Genomic DNA, 23,590 nt, shown 5'->3' with positions numbered 1-23,590 from the left:
ATTATACCAAATTATATTTTTTAAGTTTTTCTATAAAGGTTGTGCGGTTTAATCCTAGTAATTTAGCTGCTTTAGTTTTGATTCCCTTTGATATTTCAAGAGATTTTTTTAGATAATATATTTCTATTTCCCTTAAAAGTTTGTTTAATTCAATTCCTTCTTCAGGTATTTCAGGAAGTGTATATTTTAGCTCTACCTCTTTTTTTTCAATTAACTCATCTCTTACAGCAAATTTTAAATCTAACGAGGACATAGAAAGATCTTCAACTCCGATAACATTATTTTCTGAGAGTATCACTAATCTTTCTATTAAATTTTCCAATTCTCTTATATTTCCTGGCCAATGATAATTCATAAGAGTTTCTAAGGCTTCAGGAGTAATAGTTTTTTCTTCTATTCCTTCTCTTTCACATAATCTTTTCAAAAAAAAATTTACTAATAAAGGGATATCTTCTTTCCTTTCTCTTAGAGGAGGGAGCCTTATAGGAATTACATTTAATCTAAAAAAGAGATCTTCTTTAAATTTCCCTTCTTTAACCTCCTTTTCCAAATCTTTATTAGTTGCAGCAAGAATTCTTACTTCAATCTTAATAGCTCTATCTCCACCTAATCTTTCTACTTGTTTTTCTTGAATTACTCTTAAAAGTTTAGCTTGAAGTTTAGGGCTTAAATCTCCTATTTCATCAAGAAAAATAGTTCCTTGGTTGGCAAGCTCAAATTTACCTGGTTTACTTTTTATTGCTCCTGTAAAAGCTCCCTTTTCATATCCAAAAAGTTCAGCTTCTAAAAGATCCTCTGGGATAGCAGCACAATTTATAGGAACAAAAGGACCTTTTCTTTTACTACAAAAATGAATATATTTTGCTAAGACTTCTTTTCCTGTGCCTGATTCTCCAAGAATAAGAACTGTACTTGAAGAAGGAGCTACTTTTTTTGCTAATTCATAAATTTTTTTCATTTGCGGATTTCGGGTCTCTAAAAGAAACATATTTAGAATTATATCACAATTTTGACAGATATGTCAAATTTTTGATTATTTATTTTTTGATATATTTATGGGCATATTTTCTTACATGATGTCCTTCAAGAACATGAAATACCCTTATTTTTTCAAGAAAATTTTTAGAAAATGAACCAATAGGTAAAAAAATTACTTTTTTACCTTGAAGAGAGGCAAATTTTTTTGCAAGGTTACTGGGAGGTTTTTTAGCTACATAAATTATATATTTTTCTAAACTATAATCTATACCAGCTAAAAGAAGTCTTTCAGCTTTATTAGTTGCTATATCAAAATAGGGGTCTTCCCATATATCATATACTCTCATAGGAGGATAAGTGAGCATGAAACCCCCATATTTAGCTTTAGCAATACCAGGACCTACTACGTTTTCTTTTGGATCTGTAGAATAAAAGGCCATATCCGATTCTTGATGATGCTCTCCATGCCAGGTAAAATTCCAAGGATACCTTTCCTTTCCTGTTAATGGGTCAGGATCTTCTTCGAAAATTATTACTACTGAACCTGCTTTTGCATGGGCTTGAGGTTCTTCTTTTACATAAGGAGTCTCATCAAGAAACCATTTTCTTATTGTTTCCCTTATATCCAAACCATCTTTTAATGAAGTTGTAAAAGGTTCAATTTTTCTTAAATTTTCTGTAATAACCTTAAGTCCTTTTTCCATCACCTTTTTTCCAAAAGTTTCAACTACTACATCCTCTGGAGGAAAAGAACAAATAACCTTTCCAGTAAAACCTTTTTTAAAAATTTTTCTTTCTTCTCTTGTAGTAAATTTTTGTAAGAAATTTAAGCTACTTCTTATGCTTTTTATTTTTCTTGAAATTCTTAGTCTTTTAGAAGGAAGTCTTAAATCTTCAGGAGAGAGATTTATAATAGGGAAGGGGGAAAGCTCTTCTTTTTGAAATTCATAGAAAGTTGCAATCTCCCAAAACCAGAAAGCAAATTCATCTCCTCCTATTCCTCTTACTGCTAAAATTAATGTATAAAGATCAGGAACATACTGACCTTTTATTAAAAGAAGATTTCTTAAAAATTGTCCAAAAACCTGGAGATCCTTAGGAGAGAGTTCTGTTCCTGTTTCTTTAAAATATTTTTGTCTTACCTTTTCAAAAATTTCTTCATATAAAGTAATTCTATCAAGAACAAAATTTTTATTTTCTATTAAATTTTTCCTATTTTTTTCATAGGTAGATTGAAAATATCCTGGCTCAGAAAGAATTTCTCTTAAGCTTTTTAAATTTAAAGTATAAATTTCTATTTCCTTAGGTATATTTTTAGGAAGATAAAGCAAACCTGAAGCTCTCTCAAGAGCTCTTATTACTCCCTTTACTTGATAAAAAGGTAAAATAATAGCCATAGAGTCGTATTTTTGAGAAATTTCAAGAATTTTTTCTGCAATGTATTTTTCTCTTTCTGTTAAATGCTCTTCAAAAAAGGAAAGGGTTAAATCTACATATTTAGTAAATTCTAAATCTTTAATTAGATAGGTAGGTAGAGGAGTAAAATTAGCTAAATCTTCTTCTTGTGCTTCCTTTGGAAAATCTATAAAAAAAATAGGAACACCAGAAAAAATAGCATATCTTGTTGCCTCAACCAAAGGGCATAAAGGTTCTACAATTAGATACTCGTTTTCTTTTGTTTTATAAGTAAGGGAAAGAACAGAAATAGTAGGAAGGCTTTTTACAGCAAGTAACCATTTATCTTTTATAAAAAATGGAAGTGTAATTGCTATAGCAGAGGGTTTAACTTCAGCTAAAAGTTTTATAATATTTTGAGTAATTTCAAGATTACTTGGGAAAAAAGGCAGAAAATATAAAATTGAGGTTCTATTTTTAAAATTTTTTTCAATTTTAAGCATATTTGGATTAATCTAAGGGACGCAACAGAGGCTTAGTTGGTTTCTTATTTTCCAAAAGTTCTTTTAGATATATTAAAGCTTGAGGACCAAGAATTACTGAAATAGCCTCTTTAAGAAGTGGTAAAAGATTTGTTAAATCCTTAGAAGATTTATTTGAGAATTTAATTTTTTTAAGGACATAACGTCCTATATTTACCCCATCTCTTACACTATAAAGTTCTCCATATTCGTGAGCCATTTGTAAAAACCTGACTATATAATCAAGAAGTCCTTCATCAGCCCAAGGTAAATTAGTTTTTAGAATAGCCTTTTCTTCTTCATAGGAAGGAAAATCTATAAAAATTTGAGGTTGCAGTCTTGAGTGAATATATTCAGGTAATTCAAAAGTTGAAGCATCTTCATTCATAGTAACACAGAGTCTAAAATCTGGATGAGCCTTTATTTTTATTCCTGCAATAATAGATTCTACATATCTTCTAGCATCAAGAAGAGGAGCAAGTGAAGCCCAAGATTTTTCGCTCATTCTATTTGCTTCATCAATAATAGCTACTCCACCTTTTATCATAGCAGTAACAATAGGGCTTGCTACATACCTTATCTTTTTATCTTCTGAAATAACAGGAGTTATAATGAGGTCTTCTGGTCTTGTATCAACAGTTGCTTGGAAAATATAGACCTCTTTATTTAGCCTTTTTGCAGCTGCATAAGCAAGGGTTGTTTTACCCACTCCAGGTTTACCAACAAGACGAGGTGTAAGAGGAAGGTCTTTTTCATCTAAAACAAGCCAGCAAGCAAGTATTTGTTCAATGATTTCATCCCTTGGATAAAGAGGAATGTTTAATTCATCAGGATGAGAAAGATATATGGTTACACCATCAATTACAACGCTTTCCATATAATTTAAATATATTTCTTTTTTAAAAATTTGCTATATCAAAATAAAAACAAAAATTATTGACAAATGTAATTTAAAGGACTATTAATTTTAGGATTATGAGAAAAAGAGAAACTTGGGCAACTAAAATTGGTCTTATTTTAGCAGCTGCAGGTAATGCTATAGGGCTTGGAAATATCTTAAGATTTCCTTCTAAGGTTGCATTATATGGAGGGGGGAGCCTTTATGGTTCCCTATTTTATTTCCCTTTTTTTGTTAGGACTTCCGCTTATGATTTTAGAATGGGTTATAGGAAGGTATGCAGGTTCAAAAGGACACGGTTCTATGGTTGGGATAATGGGGGTGTTTTTTAATCAAAATTCTTTACCAAGAATAATAGGTAGTTTAGGTGTGTCTATTCCCTTTCTTATCGTTTGTTATTACATATATATAGAATCTTGGACTCTCGGATTTGCCTTTTTATCCCTTTTTAAAAAACTTCCCCAATCTATTGAATACACTGATCCTAATCTTGCATTAATACCCTTTTTAAAATTCTATAAAGAATATACTCAACCTTCTCTTTTAGCTATCTTTTTTCTTTTAATAACTTTAGTGCTTAATTGGTATGTTTTAAAAAGGGGAGTGGTTAAGGGAATTGAATTTACAGCTAAAATTGGATTGCCTTTACTCTTTTTAATGGGTATTTTCTTATCCATAGTTTCACTTTCTATAAATAATTGGAAAGGAGTTGAGGGGCTTTATTTTATATTTAAACCTGATTTTTCAAAATTGACTGATCCTCAAGTTTGGGTAGAAGCTTCTGGTCAGATATTTTTTACCCTTTCCTTAGCTATGGGTGCTATAGCTACTTATGCAAGCTATGTAAAAAAGAATGAAGATGTAGTGAAAGTAGGGATTTATACAGCTTTATTAAATGAATTGGCAGAAATAGGAATAGGTGCTTCTATTGCTATTCCTGCAGCTTTTGCTATTTTTGGAGCCTCCTCTATTCCTCAACTTGCTCAAGAAGGGACCTTTAGACTTGGTTTTATGAGTATGCCAGCTATTTTAGCTATTTTACCCTTTGGGTATATTTTTTCTTTTATATGGTTTTTTTTGCTTTTTATTGCAGCTTTTACTTCATCTTTAGCTCTTATTCAGCCATTAGTTGCATTTTTTGAAGATGAATTAGAAATATCTCACCATTTAGCTGTTAATCTTTCTATAGTTATGGTAGCCTTTGGTGCCTTTCTTTCTGCTTTTGTTCCTGGTTTTCTTGATGAGTTAGATTTTTGGGCAGGAGCAGTATTTCTGATCCTTTTTGCCTTTATAGAAATATTAGTTTTTGTTTGGTTATTTGGGGTAGATAATTTTTATAAAGAACTAATTAGAGATACCTTTTTAAAAATTCCCAAACTATTGGTTTATGTTTTTTATGGAACTTCCTTAATTTTTATAGGAATTCTTTTTTACTTTTGGATTTTAATGAAATTGCCTCAGCATTTTCAAAATATTACCTGGAATATAATTGTAGCCAAAGGGTTTATTATAATAACTCTTTTTATTTTGGGTTTATTAGCTATAAAAAGTAAATAAAATAGTTATCTTGACAAAGAAAAAATTGAGAATATATTAAAACTTAAAGCCGAGGTGGCGGAATTGGAAGACGCGCTGGCTTGAGGGGCTAGTGGACGTAAGTCCGTGCGGGTTCGAGTCCCGCCCTCGGCACCATAAATTACTTTCTCTCCCTTTTAGGATTTAAGATTTCCTGTAAAGTCTCTCCTAATAAAGTAAAAGCAAGTATAGTAATTAAAATTGCAAGCCCCGGGAAAATAGATAACCACCAAGCAACCTCTAGAGCTTCTTTTCCTTCTATTAAAATATTACCCCAAGAAGGGATTGGCGGTTGAACCCCTATTCCTAAAAAAGACAAAGCAGATTCAATAAGAATAGCCTGTCCCAATCCTAAGGAAGCTGAAACCATAATAGGTGGTAAGGCATTGGGAAGAAGATGTTTAAATATAATTCTAAAAGTTCCTGCTCCATAAACCTTAGCTATTAGAACAAAATCCCTTTCTTTTAAAGACATTATTTCTGCTCTGATAAGTCTTGCTATTCCCATCCAGCTTGTAGCTCCAATTACAATCATTATAGTTAAAATAGAAGGCTCTAAATAAGCAATTACTGCCAAAATTAGAAATATAGTTGGAAAACAAAGCATTATATCTATAAAGCGAGATATAATCTGATCTACCAATCCTCCTAAATAACCAGCAAGAGAACCTAAAAAAACTCCTATTCCAATAGAAATTCCTACCGCAACAAGACTCACTTCTAAAGAAATTCTTGAAGCATAAATCATTCGACTTAAAACATCTCTTCCAAGTAAGTCTGTTCCCAATGGATGTTTAAAAGATGGAGGAAGAAGAATTTTATTAACATTTATTTCAAAAGGGTCATAGGGAGAGATATAAGGAGCAAATAGAGCAAGAATTACTAAAATTGAAATTACTATTAAAGAAGCAAAGCCTATTTTATGTTTTATAAGTTCCTTGAAAACTTCTTTCATTTGCTTTCCAATCTTATTCTTGGATCAGCAAGGGCATAACCTATATCTGCAAGAAAATTCCCAAGAAGGGTAAGAAGGGAGATTAAAAATAGATTAGCCATAATTACAGGATAATCTCTTGCCATAACCGCTTGCCACATTAGTTGTCCAACTCCTGGAATACCAAAAATGGTTTCAAATATAACACTTCCTCCAATTAAGCCAGGAAGAGAAAGTCCTAAAATAGTTATAAGGGGCAAAAGAGCATTTCTTAAAGCATGTTTATAAATTATTACCTTTTCAGGAAGACCTTTAGCTCTGGCAAAAAGAATAAAATCTGATTTTAAAACTTCATAAGTTGAATTTCTTACATACCTTAAAACTCCAGCCATTCCACCAAAAGTAGCTACAAATAAAGGACAAATAAGATGTTTAGCCCAATCAAAGACTTTTTGTAAAAGGCTCATTTCATCATAATCAATAGTTGAATGAAGTCCTGAAATGGGAAGTAACTGAAGTTTTACTCCAAAAATCATCATTAATACTATAGCTAACCAAAAACTTGGCATGGCATACCCTATAAAAGTTATAATGGTAGTTATTCTATCAAAGGTACTTCCTGCTTTTACAGCAGAATAAACACCTAAAGGAATACTAAATAAAAGAATTAAAATTAAGGATAAAGCATTTATAAAAATAGTTATAGGAAGTCTTTCTTTTATTTTATCCCAAACAGGTCTTTGATCTAAAGAAAAGGATTTTCCAAAATCAAGCTTTACAATCCCCTTTAACCAGTTTAAATACTGTATATAAAGAGGTTTATCAAGTCCATACATTTTTACTAATTTTTCTCTATATTCAGGTGTAATTTTAGGATTGAACTCAGTTAAAGGACTTAGTGGACCTCCAGGAGCAAGATGGATAATAGAAAAACTGATTATAGTTATTCCTAAAAGTGTAATTATAAGGGTTAAAAATCTTTTTAAAAGAAAGGTTATCATGTTATCTTTAAACCCCTTTTTCTTTCAGCTTCAGAAGGTTTCAAATAAAGGGGTAAAAGAGATTCAGCAGACTTTAATTTCACTATCCCTTGCTTTAATTTAATATAAGCTAACTTAGCTACTAAACCAGCACTTAAATTAGGAGAAAAGGGTGGTTCAAGTAAAAAATTTTCTAAACTACTTTTAAGAAAATCTCTCCATTTTTCTAAGGTTTCACTTAAAAATAAAGAGGGAGTATTTATATAAAGAGGTAAATCTTTTAAAGGTATACACATAGGTGCAATAATGGTTTTTAAATAAAAATTTTCCCATTTATAAGAAGCAAAAAATATCTCTTTACTATAGGCATCAACAAGACTAACTATATTTCCAGGATAATTGAGAAAATTAACTGTTAAAACTTCTAAACTTGAAACAGGAATAACAGGTTTGGGATAAACCAAATTCAGTCCTTTTAATATAGAAAGTCCAATCCTCAATCCTGTAAAACTTCCTGGTCCTATATCTATAGCATAATAATCTAAATCCTTTAAAGAAAAGTTTAAATTCTTTTCGAGAAAGGGAAGGCTTTTAAAAATGATATTTGAATAGGATTCCTTAGAAAGTAAGGTTAATTCACCTAAAATAATTTCCCTAAAAAGGGCTATTCCTCCAGTTTTTCCAGAGGTTTCAATAGCAAGAATTAGGGGAGATTCCATTCTTTTAAAAGCTTTAAAATATCATTATAAAAAACTGCTATGCTAAGGGCAATAATCAAAACAAGACCAATTTTAAAAATAAGTTCTTGAGTTTTTAGAGAAAGGGGTTTTCTTCTAATAGCCTCAATTCCAAAAAGAACGAGATGTCCTCCATCAAGCATAGGGAGAGGTAATATATTTATTACACCTAAATTTACAGAAAGAACAGCTGTAAATGAGAATAAATAGGATATTCCCATTTTTGCAGTTTCTCCTGCCATTTTTCCAATAGTAATAGGTCCTCCAAGGGTTGAAAAAGGCATTTCTCCTGTAAAAAGTTTATAAATAGCTACAAAAATAAGACCTGTAAGTTCTATTACCTTTTCAATAGCTAAATTAAAAGCAGAAATTAGATCATGTTTTTGGTGAATTATTTCTTCAGAGGATTTAATTCCTATTACAGGAATTTTGGTTTTTTTGCCAAAAATATTATAGTCCTCTTTAAGTTCTGGTTCAATTTTTACTTCAAAAATTTGATCATTTCTTCTTATTTTTAAAGTGATTAAATTGGGGGGTTCTTTAGTTCTTAAAAAAAATACAAGTTCTTGAAAGGATTTAACTTTCTTTCCATTTATTTCTAATATCTCATCTCCAGGTTTTAGTCCCACTTTTTCAGCTGGAGAGTTAGGCAATACCTCACCAATTTTAGCAGGCACTATATAAGTACCTATAGTTGCAAAAAGAAACCAAAAAATAAAGATGGCTAAGATAAAATTAGCTAAAGGTCCTGCAATTACTACAATAGCTTTTTGTAGAGGCGATTTAAAAGCAAAGGCTTTTTCAGGGTTTTCTAAAAGAGAAAGATGCTCCTGATGTTCTCCATAAAGTTTAACATAACCTCCTAAGGGTATAAGAGAAAGCCTATATTCTGTTTCTTCAGTTCTAAATCCAATAAGACGAGGTCCAAAGCCTAAGGAAAAAATTTCAACCCTCACACCTATTAATTTAGCAGCTAAGAAATGTCCTAATTCGTGAACAAAAATAAGAACACCTATTACTAAAATAGCAGTAATTAAAGTGATCATCTATTTACACCCTCAATAAGATTTTCAGTAAATTCACAAACCCTTTTATGAAGCTCTAAAACCTCATAAATATTTTTAAAATTAATAGAGGGTATTTTAAATTCATTTAAGGTTTTTTCAAGAAAATACGGAATTTTATCAAAACTAATTTTGTAAGAAAGAAAAGCAGAAACTACTACTTCATCTGCAGCTTCTAATATTAAAGGATAAGCTCCTCCAAGTTTTCCTACTTCATAAGCGAGTTTTAGGCAAGGGAATTTTTTAAAACTTGGCTTTTTAAAAATAAGTTTTGCTTTCGTAAGATCAAGATTTTCTACTGGTACTTCAGTTCTTTCTGGATAATTTAAAGCATAAGCTATAGCAATTTTCATATCAGCAGGACTTACATGCATTAAATAACAACCATCTATAAGTTTAACTATACCATGGACTAATCCTTGAGGATGAATAACTACTTCAATTTTATCTAAAGGAAAATCAAATAATACCATAGCTTCAAGTACTTCAAAACCTTTATTCATTAAAGTTGCTGAATCAACAGAAATTTTTTTACCCATTTTCCATACAGGATGAGATATAGCTTTTTCGGGTGTTATTTTACAAAAATCCTTTAATGGAGTTTTATAAAAAGGTCCTCCTGAAGCAGTAAGAATAAGTTTTTCTACATATGTTTTTTTCTCTTTTTGTAATAATTGAAAAAAAGCAGAATGTTCACTGTCTACAGGAATGAGTTCAGCTTTATTTTCTTGAGCAACCTCCTTTAAAAGATTTCCTACAGAGATAATACATTCCTTATTCGCTATAGCTACCCTTTTTCCTGATTTTAAAGCATAATAGGTAGGAATAAGAGCTTTTATTCCTGAGATTCCTATAACTACTGTATCTACAGAATCTAAAGAAGCAAGTTCTTTTAATCCTTCGTCTCCCCATAATACTTTTGCTTTGTAACTTAAAGAGGAATTCAAAAATTTTGCATCTTCTTCCCTTTCTACGACTATATAAGGTACTTTAAAAGTTTCTGAAAGTTTTTGAAGTTCTTCAATTTTTGATTTCGCTGTAAGTCCTATAATTCTAAATCTATGAGGTTGGTTTTTGATATATTTTATAGTTGCTTTTCCTATGGATCCTGTAGCTCCAAAGATTACTAAGTTTTTCATTCTGAGATGGATTTATTTAGTACTTTCTGGAAACTTTAAAGGTTCCTTTGGAGGTATAGGTATAGAAGGAGGGGTGGGGGGGAAAGTTTCATTGGAAACCGGAGACTGAGGAATCCCGGTTTTTAACATCAAAGGTTTATGCTTTTCTGTAAAAACTTTGGTAAGAAGGATGGAATTTAAGAAAAAAAGTAAAACAAGAATCATAGTAACTTTATTTAAGAAATTAGTAGGTCCTGCACCACCAAAAATTGCTTCTGCACCTCTAAAGACTGCTCCATATTCAGAACCCTTGGTTACATTTATTAAAACTATAAGAATAATAAGAATAGCTAAAATTATCTGTGTCACAATTAAAAAGGTTTCCATTTTTTTCCTCCCAAGATTATCTCATAGGAAAAAGTTTTGCTCCAGGTAAACTCTCTACAGGTTCAGTTAAAAACATTTCTCCGTTTCTGATCCAGTTTTTGAGTATCTCTGCAATTTTTCTTGCTTTAAAAAAGCTTGATATAGGATAAGTTGGGACCTCGTTTCCTAAAATATTTATTTTTCCACTTTTTAATTCTGCATAACTTACAATTCCATAATTTCTTTTTATTCCATTAGGATAATCGTAAGAATAGTCTATTACTTGAGTAAAGAGATCCTCATCAGAAAGCCCTGCCCATTCAGCCACTTGTTCATTTAAAATAGGTATGGGAATTCCTAATCCTACAGCTAAGGAACATCCATAACCTATATGACTTGTTCCAACCAGCCATTCAGGACTCATCTCTTTTAAATTACCTATAACCATTAAAGTCGCTGCTGGTTGAATAGGTGCTCCTTTGGGAGTTCTTTTTACATCCATATTATGTTGAGTTCCACACCAGATTACATATCCCTTTGCTCCCCCAAGAAATATTCTCGTTCCTATACCTATAGTTTTTAAGTAAGGATCTTTAAGTAAAGGAGAAAGAACTCCTGCAGTAGCATAATTAGCATTTCCAAGATTAGGTTTTAAAACCCCCATATAGGTATATAAAATCTTATCTGAGAGGTTTATTGCACAATTATAATTTTGATAAGCATTTCTTGGATTACATAATATTGCATTTTTTAAATCATGGATAGTTATTTCTACTTCATAAGTTCTTCTTGGATAACAATGAGTTCCATATCCAAGAGCTCTTAAATATATTTTTTTCCCAGCTACTAAATCATGAATTACATGACCACCACCATAAAGAAATTGTCCAGGAAAAACTTTATTAAGTGGATCATCTTCTCTTGGTTCAGTTGCACCTATATAGAGATCAACAGCAGCAAGTCCTCCGTAAGCAGGAACATCATTTAGCCATACTCTATAGGCTTTAATAGTGGGGATAGTGTGTCCAAAATTAATGAAAGCACCTGAAGAACACATAGGAGAAAATGTTCCAGTAGTAACTACATCAACTTCCTTAGCTGCTTGAACTGGTCCTACCTCTTTTACAAGTTTAGAAAATTCTTCTGCAGTCAATACTACTACTTCACCCTTTTCAATTTTTTTATTTATCTCCTCTATACTTCTTTTTACTTTAAATTCATTATTCATCTTAAATCTCCTATTCAACTAAGGATACAACCTTATGTCCTAAGGTTTCTAAATCTGAAGCTATTTTATCAAGAGCTATCTTTTCGAGTCTTATAAAGTATACCTTTTCTCCATTTAAATTGACATCCATTCCAATAGAAATTATTTTTCCTCCACCCTTTCTTATTATTTCAAGAACTTCATCTAAATTATCCTTTTTGGGAATTACATCCAAACGAGAAGAAGATTTAAGAAGTCCCATCAATTCAATAAAAGCCTCTAAAATATCAGTAATGGTAATAATTCCTACTAATTTACCTTCTGTAATAACTGGAAGTCCTCCGATTTTATATTTATATATAATTCTTGCTGCTTCATCAATTGAAGTTTCAGGATCTATAGTAATAGGATTTAAGATCATAATTTCTTTTAAAGGAAGTTGTAATTTTTCAGATGAAAGATAAGCTCTTAAATTGCTTTCGGTTACAAGTCCTACTAATTTTCCATTTTCTACAATTGGAAGATGTCTAATAGAAAATCTTCTCATTAGTTGTATTGCATCTTCCACTGTATCTTCTGGAGAGGCTGTTATTACTTCTGTAATCATCCAATTCTTAACCTTCATAGGGTTAATCTCCCTATTTGTTTTTTGAAAAAACTATACCATAAAAATTAAAAAATACAAAAATAAGTTACTTAATATTCAAGTAATTCCTTAATATCTCTGAAGTAATAGTATTAGTTTTTAAAAATTCTTCAATAGAGCCTTCAAAAAGAAGGTAACCTCCCTTTTCCCCACCTTCTGGACCAAGTTCAATTATCCAATCTGCCCATTTAATAAGTTCAAGATTATGTTCTATTACAATAACTGTATGTCCTTTATTAATAAGTCCTTGTAATACATTTACTAATTTTTCTACATCATTTATATGAAGCCCTGTAGTAGGTTCATCTAAAATAAAAAGAGACCCTCCTTTTGAAGATTTGACAAATTCCTTAGCAAGTTTTATTCTTTGAGCTTCTCCACCAGAGAGAGAAGGACTTGGTTGACCAAGGCTCAAATAATCAAGACCAATTTTACATACAGTGTCAAGCTTTTGATAAATAGAAGAGAAGTGTTTAAAAAATTCCCTTGCTTCAGAAAAATCCATACTCAAAACTTCAGAAATATTTTTTCCTTTAAAATAGACTTCAAGGGTTTCTGGATTATATCTTTTGCCTTCACAATATTCACAAACCTGGTATACCTCTGGTAAAAATTTGATTTCCACTTTAAGATATCCTTGCCCTTTACAGTGAGGGCATTGTCCTTCTTCTGTATTAAAAGAAAATCTGCCTTCTTTATAGCCCCTTTGTCTTGCTAAAGGAGTATTTGCAAAAACTTCTCTAATATTAGTGAAAACATTTATATAAGTTGCCGGAGTAGATCTTGGTGTATTTCCAATTGGAGAATGATCAACTAAATAGACTCTTTTTATATTTTCAAATCCTTTTATATTTTTAATTCCCCATAAATCTAAATTTGCTTTATTTTTTGTTTTTGTGCCTAAAAGTGTTTTTAAATTTTCATAAAGGAGGTCACATATTAAAGTTGATTTTCCAGAACCAGAAACTCCTACTACAACTGTTAGTGCATTTAAAGGAATAGATACATCTATATTTTTAAGATTTCTTAAATGAGCTCCTTCCAAAAAAATAAACTTAGAGGGTTTTCTTTTAAAACTTTTTAGCTGTTTTCTATTTATATCTCTAAGAGCTTTTGCAGTTTCTGAAATTTCATTTCTGAGAAGTTCAGAAGGAGTTCCTATAAAAACAACCTCTCCTCCCTTTTTTCCTCCTCCTGGACCGAGATCTACAACATAATCAGCAGAAAGAATAGTTTCTTCATCATGCTCAACTACAATTATGGTATTTCCCTTATCTCTTAAAGATTTTAAAACTTTTATTAGTTTAGCATTATCTTTGGGATGAAGTCCAATTGTTGGTTCATCAAGAATATAGGCAACTCCTGTAAGATTGCTTCCTATTTCAGCTGATATTCTTACTCTTTTAGCTTCTCCAGAAGATAGGGTATCTGCTGATCTTCCGAGGGTTAAATATCCTACACCAAGTTCAACTAAATATTCAAGCCTGGATATTATTTCAGAAATAAGTCCTTCAGCTAAAATTTTTTCTTTACCTTCAAGTTTAAGCCCTTTTAAAAATTCAATTGCTTTTTCAATACTAAGCTCACAAAATTCAGGAAGGGAAAGTCCATTTATTTTATAATAAAAGACTTCGTCTTTATACCTACTCCCTTTACATAGAGGACAGACACTATCTTCTATTTTTCCAAGACCTTGGCAGTAAGGACAAGCTCCGATTTTCGAATTAAAAGCAAAAAGTAAGGGATCAGGTTCAGGAAGGCTAATTCCGCATTTTACACAAGCTCTCTTCTTACTAAAAAGAAATTCCTTAGAATTTACCAAAAGTAAAGCTTCTCCTTTACCCTCCTTTAAAGTTTTTAAAAATAGCTCTTCAAAATTTTTAGTTTTTTTAAAATAACTTTTACCAATTACAGCTTCAATTGTATGTTCTTTATATCTTGATAAAGAGGGTATAGGTGGGAGTTTATGAAAAGTTGAATCGATCCTTACCTCATGATATCCAGAGTTTAAAAGTTTTTCAAAAAGATTTCTATAAATTCCTTTACGATGTTTTACTAAAGGTGCAAGAAAGGTAATCTCAACATTTTCAAGATTTTCTTCTTTAAAAAGTTTTTTAGCAAAATCAAGAAGTTCCTCTTCTGAACGAGGTATTAGTTGGGAATTACATCTTGGGCAATAGGTTTTACTTATCTTTGAATAGAGAAGTCTTAAATATGGCAATATTTCTGTAAGGGTACCGACTGTAGAACGGGGAGACAATTCTCCTGATTTCTGTTCTAAAGCTACTGTAGGAGGGATACCAGAAATAAGGTCATAATCTATTTCTTCATAAAGTTTTAAAAATTGTCTTAAATAGGCGGGTAAAGTTTCTAAAAATCTTCTTTGTCCCTCAGTGAAAATAACATCAAAGGCAAGAGTTGATTTTCCAGATCCAGAAACTCCTGTAATTACAATAAATTTTTCTCTGGGCAAATCTACATCTATATTTTTGAGATTATGATGCCTTACACCTCTAAGTTTTATATAAGTATCTTCATAATTGTATTTTTTTTCTTTCTCAGCCTTTTCTTTAAGTTTTAAGCCATTTAAATATTCTTTTAAATAATAAGCAGTTTTACTTTTTTCATTTTTTAAATTTAAAAATTCTTTTAAAGGTCCTTCAAAAAGAAGATAACCTCCTTTTTCTCCACCTTCAGGACCCAATTCAATTATCCAGTCTGAGGAAAGTATTATTTCTGGGTGATGTTCAACTACTACTATAGTATGCCCTTTTTCTTTAAGATATTTTAGAGATGAAATAAGTTTTTCTATATCCTTTAAATGAAGTCCTACTGTTGGTTCATCAAGGAGAATAAGTGCTTTTTCACTCTTTATTTGAGATAAAATTTCTGCAATTTTTAATCTTTGTGCTTCTCCTCCTGAAAGAGTTGAAAGAGGTTGTCCTAACTTTAAATAACCAAGCCCAAGTTTTTGCAATATAATTAATTTTTCTTTTATAAGAGGATGATTCCCAAAAAATTCAATAGCTGAATCTACAGTAAGTTCAAGTATTTCTGCAATATTTTTATCTTTCCATTTTATTTCAAGGACCTCATCTCTATATCTTTTTCCTTTACACACTTCACAAGGAACAATTAAATCTGAAAGAAATTGCATTTCTATTACTTCAAAACCAAGTCCTTTACATTCAGGACATTGTGAAATTTCAGAATTAAAAGAGAAAAAAGCTTCAGTATATCCGTATTTTTTAGCAAGAGGAGTACTTGCAAGAAGTTTTCTAATATAAGGAAGAATTCCTATATAAGTAGCAACTATACTTCTTGGAGAGCGTGCTAAAGGTTCCTGAGTAATAAAAAGAACTTGAGAAAAATATTCATAACCTTCAATAACTTCACAGGAATCAAAACTTGAGTTTTGTTTATAGGCAGTAATACCTTTATAAATTATTTCTTCAAGAAGGGTTGATTTTCCAGAACCAGAAACTCCTACTATAGAAGTAATAGCTCTAACAGGAAAAGAAACTGATATTTCTTTTAGGTTGTGTTTTTTAGCTTTTATTATTTTTAATTTTTTGGGATAAGAATCAGAAGTATAAAATGGGGTTTCTCTTGGAGAGCTTAAGTATTTAAGTGCTAAAGCAGTGGGAGTGTCCTTTTCAAATATTTCTTTTGGGGCTCCTGCATAAAGAAGATAACCCCCTCTTTCTCCACCTTCAGGACCAAGATCTATTAAAAAATCAGCTTGAGTAATAATTTCTGGATCATGTTCTACTACCACTACAGTATTATTTTGAGAAACCAGATTTTCCATAAACTTAAGTATTTTCTGAGTATCAGTGGGATGAAGTCCTGTAGTAGGTTCATCAATAAGATAAAGGGTTTCTACTAAATTAGAAGAAAGAGCTCTTGTTAAAAGGCATCTACTTGCTTCTCCTCCAGAAAGGGTTTTACTTGCTCTGTTTAAAGTTAAATAGGAAAGTCCAACTTCTTCCAAATAAGAAAGCCTCTTTAAAATTTCCTTAGCAAGTCTTTCTTCAGCTGGAAGTTTATTTTTAGAAAGAAAATCCTTTATAAATTCTTTTGCTTGTAATATTTCTAAGTTGTAAAAATCTCCTATATTTAAGTCTTGAATATAAAAAATAAGTGTTTGTGGATTAAATCGGGTTCCTTTACATATAGGGCAAGTTATTTCTCTTCTAAGTTTTGAAAGAAGTATTCTTATATGAGGCTTATATTTTTTACTTTCAAGCCAATCTATAACTTCTTTAAGTCCATACCAGTCTCCTTCTCCAAAAAATATCTTTCTTTTTATTTCTGAAGGAAGTCTTTCAAAAGGTAAATTTAAATCTATATCCTTCTTTTTTAAAAACTCTGTGAGATCAATTTTTACCTCTAACATAAAAGGATAATCAAGAAGGGGGATTGCTCCATCTTTTATTGATTTTTCAGGATGTTTTACTAAAGCTTTAAAATCAACTACTAAAAGATTCCCAAATCCTTTACATTCAGGACAAGCACCCTGTGAAGTATTGAAAGAAAAAAGATTGGGAGTTTTTTGGGGAACTTTAAATCCACAGGTAGGACATATTAATTCTCGAGTGTAAATAACTTCTTCACCATATAATGATTTCACTTTTATGGAATCAGAAAGTTTAAAGGCAAGCTCAATAGCTTGAGCAATTTCTGAAAGTTCTTCTTCAGAGGGTTTAACCCTATAAATAACTACCTCTATTTCTTCAACAGATGGGGGGTTCTCTATTTCTTCAAGCTCACATACTTTACCATCCCAAAGAATTCTACTAAATCCTGCAGAAAGAAGCCCCTCTTTAAGATAATTGAAATCTGTTTTTATTTTTTGGGGAGAAATTAAGTAAATAGGTATGTTTTCAAAATTTTGGATAATTTCTTTAGCAATCAAGTGAGGGTCTTTAATGTAGATATATTGATTGCATTTTGGGCATTTTGGAATGCTTGCTTTATAGTAAAGCATTTTAGTAAAATGACTTATTTCAGTAAGTGTTGCTACTGTTGAACGAGAGGTTTTAATATAATTTCCTTGAGGAAAGGCAAGAGCTGGAGGGATATTATTTATGGCTTCAACTTTTGGTTTAGGGAGTTTTTCAAAATATTGTCTTACATATGAAGAAAAGGTTTCTAAATATCTTCTTTGTCCTTCAGCATAAAGAGTATCAAAAACTAAACTTGATTTACCAGCACCAGAGATTCCTGTAACTACGATGAGCTTATAAAAGGGTAATCTTAAATCAAAGCCTTTAAGATTGTTTTGGGAGACCTTAATAACTTCAACAAATTTCATTCGCCCTTGATTCTTTCCATCCGCTCCTGTGCCCTCTTACAATCAATACAAAGAGTAGCCTCAGGACGAGCAATAAGTCTTTTTTCATCTATTTCCGTTCCACAGGCTTCACATATTCCATAAGTTCCCTCTTCTATTTTTTTCAAAGCCTTTTCTATTTTCTTCAAAAGTTTTTGCTCTCTATCTCTCAACCTTAATTCAAAAGCAAGATTACTTTCTCTTGTTGCTTGATCTAAGGCATCAGGAAGAGGTTCTCCTATCTCTGTCAATTCTTTTTTAGTTTCCATAACCTCCTTTAAAATTTCCTCTCTCCTTTTTAAAAGTAATTGTTTAAAAAATTCAAGCTTTTCTTTTTCCATAAATACCTCCTAAACTTTTTCTTCTAAAATAAGTTCCCCACTCTTACCCCCGCTCTTATAAATTAGACGGATATCTGTAATTTTTATACCTTTATGTAAAGACTTACACATATCATAAATAGTTAAAGCTGCTATAGAGGTAGCTATTAATGCTTCCATCTCAACTCCGGTTTTAGCTACAGTTTTAACTTTACCTGTGACTTCTATAGCAAATTTTTCTGGAATAAATTTAAATTCTATATCGATTTTAGTAATAGGTAAAGGATGACAAAGAGGTATAAGTTCAGGTGTTTTTTTAGCTGCAAGTATGCCAGCTACCTTAGCACAAGCTAAAAAATCACCCTTTGGAATATCTTGAGAAATAATTTGAGGATAAATTTCTTCTGGGAAAATTACTTCTGCTTTTGCTATGGCAACCCTTTCTGTATCTAATTTTTCACTTACATCTACCATATGAAGTTCGCCCTTTTCTGTGAGATGAGAAAATTGAGACATTTTGAGGACCTCTTATTTATTTCCAAAGATAAATTTTTCCCAAAACTTGTTTTTCTTATTTTTAGAAACCTTTGAATTCGAAAGTAATTCGTTCTCAGAATTTTTTATTCCTTCTAATTCAGCAAATTTCCTCAATAGTTTTTCTCCTTCTTTACTTATTTTTTTAGGTATCTCTATTTGAATTTTCAAAATTAAATTACCCTTTTTACCTGTTTTTATGTCAGGAAGTCCCTTTCCTTCAATAATTATTTCCTCTCCTGGTTGTATCCCAGGAGGTATTTGTATTTCTAACTCCTCTCCAAAGTATGGGATTTTTATTTTGTCTCCCAAAATAGCAGATATGAAATTAATTTTTAATTGTCCTATTATATCGTTTTTTTCTCTATAAAAATAGCGATGAGGTTTAACCTTTACTCTTAAAAATAGATCTCCTGGTTTTCCACCAAAAAGCCCTGGTTCACCCTCTTTTGGTATTCTTAATATACTTCCATCCTCTATACCAGCAGGAATAACAACTTCAAGCTCTTTTTTCTTCCAAACTTTTCCTGAACCTTTACACTTTTCACAACGTGCTATATAAGCTTTCCCTTTTCCTTTACAATCTGGACAGGTATAACTTATTCTAAAAAAACCTTCTGTATAAGTAACTCTTCCTGTCCCTTTACATACTTCACAAGTTTTAACTCCTTTTTCTGGATCATAACCTAATCCTTTACAGAAATCACATACTTCAAATTTTTCAATCTCCAATTTTACTTTCTTATCTTGGAAAAGATCTTCTAAGTCTAAAGCTATTTCATAAGAAAGATCAGCTCCGTCTCTTGGTCTGGTATGAACTTTTTCTTCAAAAGAGAAATCAAAAAATTCTTCAAAAATATCGGAAAAGGCTTTAAAAATATCGGAAATATCTTCAAATCCTCTATAACCTGTTGATCTTAGTCCAGAATAGCCATAAGCATCATAGATTGCTCTTTTTTCTGGATCTGAAAGAACTTCGTAAGCTTCTGAAATTTCTTTAAATTTCTCTTCAGCTTCTTTATTTCCTGGATTTCTATCAGGATGATATTTTAGAGCAAGCCTTCTGTAAGCACGCTTTATTTCTTCTTGGGTTGCATCTCTTGGGACTCCAAGGATAGCATAATAATCTTTATAAACCATTTTATTTATTTAAACTTCTTTGTTTTAAAATTTCAGAAATTTCATAAGGAGAGGTAACCTTTTCTTTTTTATTCAATTCCTTTATATTTTCTGGAGTGACTAATCCTGCAGCAATTTCCCTTAAAGCAGTAACGATTTCTTTATTATCACATTCTATTAAAGGTTGAGCCCCTTCTCTTAATTGTTTTACCCTTTCTATAACTAAGTGAATTAATCTAAATCTGCTTGGTATTTTTTTAAGACAATCTTCCACTGTGATTCTTGCCATTTTTTATCACCTCAACTAATTTTATTAATTATTTTTTAAAAACCAATTAATTTTAAAAATATTAAACAGCTATTACTTCAGTTACTTCAGGGATTTCCTTTTTAAGATATCTTTCAATTCCCATTTTAAGAGTCATAAGAGCCATAGGACAAGATCCACAGGCACCCTTTAATTTTACCTTTACTACCCCATCTTCTGTAACTTCTACTAACTCTACATCTCCTCCATCTGCTTGTAAATAAGGTCTAACCTTTGATAAAGCTTTTTCAACCTCATCTTTAAGCATTAAGATTACCTCCTTGATTTAATATCTGATTTTTAAAAATTTAATACAATTTTTCTTGACAGCAAGGTTACATTTATTTAAAATTAATTAATTTTAAAATAAGGAGATTTTTTATGAGAAGTGATAGAGTTAAAAAGGGTTTAGAGAGAGCCCCCCATAGGTCTTTGTTTAAAGCACTTGGATTCACTGACGAAGAACTAAAAAAACCACTTATTGGAATTGCTAACTCTTTTAATGAGATAGTTCCAGGTCATATTCATTTAAGACAAATTGTATCTGCAGTTAAAGCAGGAATTAGGGAGGAAGGAGGAGTTCCTGTAGAGTTTGGCGTTATTGGAGTGTGTGATGGCATAGCTATGAATCACGAAGGCATGAAATATTCTTTGCCCAGTCGCGAAATAATTGCTGATTCTATAGAAATAATGAGCATGGCTCATGCTTTTGATGGTTTGGTTTTAGTGACAAGCTGTGATAAAGTCACTCCTGGAATGCTTATGGCTATGTTTAGACTTAATATTCCTTCTATAATTATAGCTGGTGGACCAATGCTTTTAGGAAATTATAAAGGGAAAAGAGCTAATTTAATTTCTGTTTTTGAAGGAATTGGTAAGGTTAAAGCCAAAGAAATGACTGAAGAGGAATTAAGAGAACTTGAAGCTTGTGCTTGTCCTACATGTGGTTCCTGTGCCGGTATGTTTACAGCAAATTCTATGAATTGTCTTTGTGAAGCTATAGGGCTTGCTCTTCCTGGTAATGGTACAATCCCAGCTGTATTTGCTGATAGAATAAGACTTGCTAAGGAAACTGGTAAGAAGATAATGGAGCTGGTTAAAAAAAATCTTACTCCAAAAAAATTGATTACTAAAGAATCTTTTGAGAACGCAATAGCTGTTGATATGGCTTTAGGTTGTTCTACAAATACAGTTCTTCATCTTTTAGCTATTGCTAAGGAAGCAGGAATAGATATTAATTTAAAAACTTTTGATGAAATTTCTAAAAAAACACCTGTTCTTGCAAAACTTATTCCTGCAGGAGAGCATGGAGTTGTGGATCTTCATTTTGCAGGTGGTATACCAGCAGTGATGAAAGAACTCTCTAAATTAGGAATAATAAATCTTGATGTAAAAACTGTTACAGGAAAGACTTTAAGAGAAAATCTTGAGGGGGTAAAAGTTCTTAATTATGAAGTAATAAGACCAGTTGAAAATCCCTATCATAAAGAAGGAGGAATAGCTATACTTTATGGGAGTTTAGCACCTGAAGGTGCAGTAGTAAAAACAAGTGCAATTGTTCCGAAGATGTTAAGACATTCTGGAAAAGCAAAGGTTTTCAATTCAGAGGAAGAAGCTTACCAAGCTATTTTAGATGGAAAGATAAAACCTGGTGATGTTGTAGTTATTAGATACGAGGGGCCTAAAGGCGGACCAGGAATGAGAGAGATGCTTTCTCCTACTTCAGCAATCATAGGTATGGGATTAGGTGATTCTGTAGCTTTAATAACTGATGGAAGATTTAGTGGTGGGACACAAGGAGCCTGCATTGGGCATGTTTCACCAGAGGCAGCAGAAGGAGGTCCAATTGCACTTGTTGAAGATGGGGATATCATAGAGATAGATATTCCTCAAAGAAGACTTGATTTAAAAGTTTCAGAAGAAGAATTAGAAAGAAGAAGAAAAAAATGGAAACCCTTGCAAAAAAAATTAAAAGGGATATTGAAAAAATATTATACCTTGGTACAATCAGGAGCTAAAGGAGCTATCCTAGAATGAATCCTTTTTCTCTCTTAGGAAGAGCTTTTCTTAAAATTCTTAGTGATTGTGGTGGAATTTTTCTTTTCTTTTTAAAAAGTTTTATTTATTCTTTTTCCCCTCCTTATAGAATAAAACTTCTTATAAAACATATGGAATTTATTGGAGTAAAATCTTGGTTAGTTGTAATTTTGACTTCTCTTTTTTCTGGAATGGTTACTGCTTATCAAGTGAATATAGCTTTAGCTAAGGTAGGATCTCAAAGTATTCTTGGAGGTGTAGTTGCTTTAACTCTTACCAGAGAATTAGGACCTGTTCTTACCGCAGTAGTTGTCATTGCAAGAGCAGGTTCAGCTATTTCTGCTGAATTAGGAAGTATGAGAATAACTGAACAAATTGATGCGCTTAAAATTATGGCTATTAACCCAATTCAATATCTTATGAGTCCAAGACTATGGGCTGCTATAATAGTTTTACCCCTTTTAACAGCTATTTCAGATTTTGTGGGTATTGCAGGAGGTTATGTAGTAGGAACATTTTTACTCCATATTGATCCTGGGCTTTTAACAGCAAGAATGGTAGATATGGTAGAATTAAAAGACATTATGAGTGGAATTGTTAAGTCTATTTTTTTTGGTGCCTTTTTAGTGACAGTTTGTGGATATAAAGGATATTATGCTTCTGGAGGAGCAGAAGGTGTAGGTAGAGCAACTACTGAAGCTGTGGTTATTTCCACAGTAGGGATTTTGGTTTCCGATTATATATTAACTACTCTTTTCTTTTAATAAATATGATTACTATAAAAGAACTCAAAAAGAGTTTTAACGGACTTGAAGTTCTGAGAGGAGTTAATTTATCTATTCCTGAAGGAAAAGTTACTTTTATAATGGGACAAAGTGGAACAGGTAAAAGTGTACTTTTAAAACATATAGTTGGACTTTTAAAACCTGATAGTGGTGAAATATGGTTTGAAAATAAAGATATTACTAAACTTTCCGAAAAGGAATTACAGAAAATAAGAAGAAAAATTGGATTTTTATTCCAAGAAGGTGCACTTTTTGATTCTATGACTGTAAAAGAAAATGTGATGTTTCCTTTAAAAGAGCATTTTAAAATGCCTAAATCTGAAATGGAAAAAACAGCAGAAGAACTTCTATCAGCAGTAGATTTACTATCTGCCAAAGATAAATATCCTTCTGAGCTTTCTGGAGGAATGAAAAAGAGAGCAGCCCTTGCAAGAACCCTTGCCCTTAGACCACAGGTAGTGCTTTTTGATGAACCAACAACAGGACTTGATCCAATTTTACAAGTTTCAATCTTGGAGTTAATCAAAAATCTTAAAGAAAAATATAATCTTACCTGTGTAATAGTAAGCCATGACCTAAATCTTGCTTTTAAATTTGCAGACTATATTGCCTTTTTACATCAAGGAGTTATTATAGAAGTAGGGACCCCTGAAGAAATAAAAACTTCTACAAATGAATTTGTTAAAAAATTTATAGAAAGTGCTTTAGTATAAAAATAAAAAGGAGGGGATTTA

Annotated in this window: 21 protein-coding genes, 1 tRNA gene and 1 pseudogene; 6 read left to right on the top strand and 17 right to left on the bottom strand. The window is 31.5% G+C overall.

Annotated elements, in window-relative coordinates:
- Window position 1: 1 nt before the first annotated feature.
- From TOPB45_RS00280 to TOPB45_RS00270, 3 genes are all read right to left on the bottom strand, one after another.
- The gene (locus tag TOPB45_RS00280) at window positions 2-958 is read right to left on the bottom strand and encodes a sigma-54-dependent transcriptional regulator (protein WP_049774801.1); all 957 of its coding nucleotides are present in this window, start codon (window positions 956-958) and stop codon (window positions 2-4) included.
- Between the two features lie 79 nt (window positions 959-1,037).
- A complete protein-coding gene (locus TOPB45_RS00275) occupies window positions 1,038-2,876 on the bottom strand; it encodes a hypothetical protein (protein ID WP_013908869.1) in 1,839 nt (612 codons plus the stop codon).
- Between the two features lie 7 nt (window positions 2,877-2,883).
- Window positions 2,884-3,771, bottom strand: coding sequence for an AAA family ATPase (locus TOPB45_RS00270; RefSeq protein ID WP_013908868.1), 888 nt, complete (start codon window positions 3,769-3,771; stop codon window positions 2,884-2,886).
- A gap of 98 nt (window positions 3,772-3,869) precedes the next feature.
- Between TOPB45_RS00270 and TOPB45_RS09210 the strand changes: the two are divergent.
- From TOPB45_RS09210 to TOPB45_RS00260, 3 genes and pseudogenes are all read left to right on the top strand, one after another.
- A pseudogene (locus tag TOPB45_RS09210) lies at window positions 3,870-3,983 on the top strand (hypothetical protein); the annotation flags it as partial.
- A gap of 13 nt (window positions 3,984-3,996) precedes the next feature.
- A complete protein-coding gene (locus tag TOPB45_RS00265) occupies window positions 3,997-5,349 on the top strand; it encodes an SLC5/6 family protein (RefSeq protein WP_172632666.1) in 1,353 nt (450 codons plus the stop codon).
- 48 nt (window positions 5,350-5,397) lie between these two features.
- A tRNA-Leu gene (locus TOPB45_RS00260) sits at window positions 5,398-5,484 on the top strand.
- Between the two features lie 4 nt (window positions 5,485-5,488).
- Here the strand turns inward: TOPB45_RS00260 and TOPB45_RS00255 are convergent.
- The 14 genes from TOPB45_RS00255 to TOPB45_RS00190 form a co-directional block, all read right to left on the bottom strand.
- Window positions 5,489-6,322, bottom strand: a complete 834-nt coding sequence (locus TOPB45_RS00255) for an ABC transporter permease (protein ID WP_013908867.1) — start codon at window positions 6,320-6,322, stop codon at window positions 5,489-5,491.
- Window positions 6,319-7,302, bottom strand: a complete 984-nt coding sequence (locus TOPB45_RS00250) for an ABC transporter permease (protein WP_013908866.1) — start codon at window positions 7,300-7,302, stop codon at window positions 6,319-6,321. The genes TOPB45_RS00255 and TOPB45_RS00250 overlap by 4 nt, the downstream gene beginning before the upstream one ends.
- Window positions 7,299-8,000, bottom strand: coding sequence for a tRNA (adenosine(37)-N6)-threonylcarbamoyltransferase complex dimerization subunit type 1 TsaB (gene tsaB, locus TOPB45_RS00245; protein WP_013908865.1), 702 nt, complete (start codon window positions 7,998-8,000; stop codon window positions 7,299-7,301). The genes TOPB45_RS00250 and tsaB overlap by 4 nt, the downstream gene beginning before the upstream one ends.
- Complete coding sequence (gene rseP / locus TOPB45_RS00240) at window positions 7,985-9,064, bottom strand: RIP metalloprotease RseP (protein ID WP_013908864.1); 1,080 nt, start codon at window positions 9,062-9,064, stop codon at window positions 7,985-7,987. Before rseP ends, tsaB begins: the two co-directional genes overlap by 16 nt.
- Window positions 9,061-10,221 carry a 1-deoxy-D-xylulose-5-phosphate reductoisomerase gene (gene dxr / locus TOPB45_RS00235; protein ID WP_013908863.1) on the bottom strand — a complete coding sequence of 387 codons (1,161 nt, stop codon included), beginning with the start codon at window positions 10,219-10,221 and terminating at the stop codon, window positions 9,061-9,063. Before dxr ends, rseP begins: the two co-directional genes overlap by 4 nt.
- Window positions 10,222-10,233: 12 nt before the next feature.
- Complete coding sequence (gene secG / locus TOPB45_RS08430; protein ID WP_013908862.1) at window positions 10,234-10,587, bottom strand: preprotein translocase subunit SecG; 354 nt, start codon at window positions 10,585-10,587, stop codon at window positions 10,234-10,236.
- A gap of 16 nt (window positions 10,588-10,603) precedes the next feature.
- Entirely contained in the window at window positions 10,604-11,794 is a 1,191-nt protein-coding gene (locus TOPB45_RS00225) for a homocysteine biosynthesis protein (protein ID WP_013908861.1), read from the bottom strand.
- Window positions 11,795-11,804: 10 nt separating this feature from the next.
- On the bottom strand, window positions 11,805-12,398 hold the full coding sequence (locus tag TOPB45_RS00220) for a CBS domain-containing protein (RefSeq protein WP_013908860.1): 594 nt from the start codon (window positions 12,396-12,398) through the stop codon (window positions 11,805-11,807).
- Window positions 12,399-12,465: 67 nt separating this feature from the next.
- Window positions 12,466-17,736 (bottom strand): excinuclease ABC subunit UvrA, encoded by a 5,271-nt coding sequence (gene uvrA, locus TOPB45_RS00215; protein WP_013908859.1) that lies wholly within the window; start codon window positions 17,734-17,736, stop codon window positions 12,466-12,468.
- Window positions 17,733-18,095: an RNA polymerase-binding protein DksA gene (dksA, locus tag TOPB45_RS00210; protein ID WP_013908858.1), complete on the bottom strand. Its 363-nt coding sequence runs from the start codon at window positions 18,093-18,095 to the stop codon at window positions 17,733-17,735. Before dksA ends, uvrA begins: the two co-directional genes overlap by 4 nt.
- 9 nt (window positions 18,096-18,104) lie before the next feature.
- Window positions 18,105-18,590 (bottom strand): cyclic pyranopterin monophosphate synthase MoaC, encoded by a 486-nt coding sequence (moaC, locus tag TOPB45_RS00205; RefSeq protein WP_013908857.1) that lies wholly within the window; start codon window positions 18,588-18,590, stop codon window positions 18,105-18,107.
- Between the two features lie 12 nt (window positions 18,591-18,602).
- Window positions 18,603-19,748, bottom strand: coding sequence for a molecular chaperone DnaJ (gene dnaJ / locus TOPB45_RS00200; protein WP_013908856.1), 1,146 nt, complete (start codon window positions 19,746-19,748; stop codon window positions 18,603-18,605).
- Window position 19,749: 1 nt separating this feature from the next.
- On the bottom strand, window positions 19,750-20,016 hold the full coding sequence (rpoZ, locus tag TOPB45_RS00195; RefSeq protein WP_013908855.1) for a DNA-directed RNA polymerase subunit omega: 267 nt from the start codon (window positions 20,014-20,016) through the stop codon (window positions 19,750-19,752).
- Window positions 20,017-20,077: 61 nt separating this feature from the next.
- Complete coding sequence (locus TOPB45_RS00190; RefSeq protein ID WP_013908854.1) at window positions 20,078-20,302, bottom strand: NifU family protein; 225 nt, start codon at window positions 20,300-20,302, stop codon at window positions 20,078-20,080.
- A gap of 113 nt (window positions 20,303-20,415) precedes the next feature.
- Between TOPB45_RS00190 and ilvD the strand changes: the two genes are divergently transcribed.
- Genes ilvD through TOPB45_RS00175 form a run of 3 tightly spaced genes read left to right on the top strand, consistent with a single transcriptional unit; the run spans window position 20,416 to window position 23,569 of the window.
- Complete coding sequence (gene ilvD, locus TOPB45_RS00185) at window positions 20,416-22,071, top strand: dihydroxy-acid dehydratase (protein ID WP_013908853.1); 1,656 nt, start codon at window positions 20,416-20,418, stop codon at window positions 22,069-22,071.
- Window positions 22,068-22,835, top strand: a complete 768-nt coding sequence (locus tag TOPB45_RS00180; RefSeq protein WP_013908852.1) for an MlaE family ABC transporter permease — start codon at window positions 22,068-22,070, stop codon at window positions 22,833-22,835. The genes ilvD and TOPB45_RS00180 overlap by 4 nt, the downstream gene beginning before the upstream one ends.
- A 5-nt stretch (window positions 22,836-22,840) precedes the next feature.
- Window positions 22,841-23,569, top strand: coding sequence for an ABC transporter ATP-binding protein (locus TOPB45_RS00175; protein WP_013908851.1), 729 nt, complete (start codon window positions 22,841-22,843; stop codon window positions 23,567-23,569).
- Window positions 23,570-23,590 lie beyond the last annotated feature (21 nt).

The organism is Thermodesulfobacterium geofontis OPF15 (assembly GCF_000215975.1).
GTDB classification, from domain to species: Bacteria; Desulfobacterota; Thermodesulfobacteria; order Thermodesulfobacteriales; family Thermodesulfobacteriaceae; genus Thermodesulfobacterium; species Thermodesulfobacterium geofontis.
This window is presented reverse-complemented; position numbering and strand designations above follow the sequence as displayed.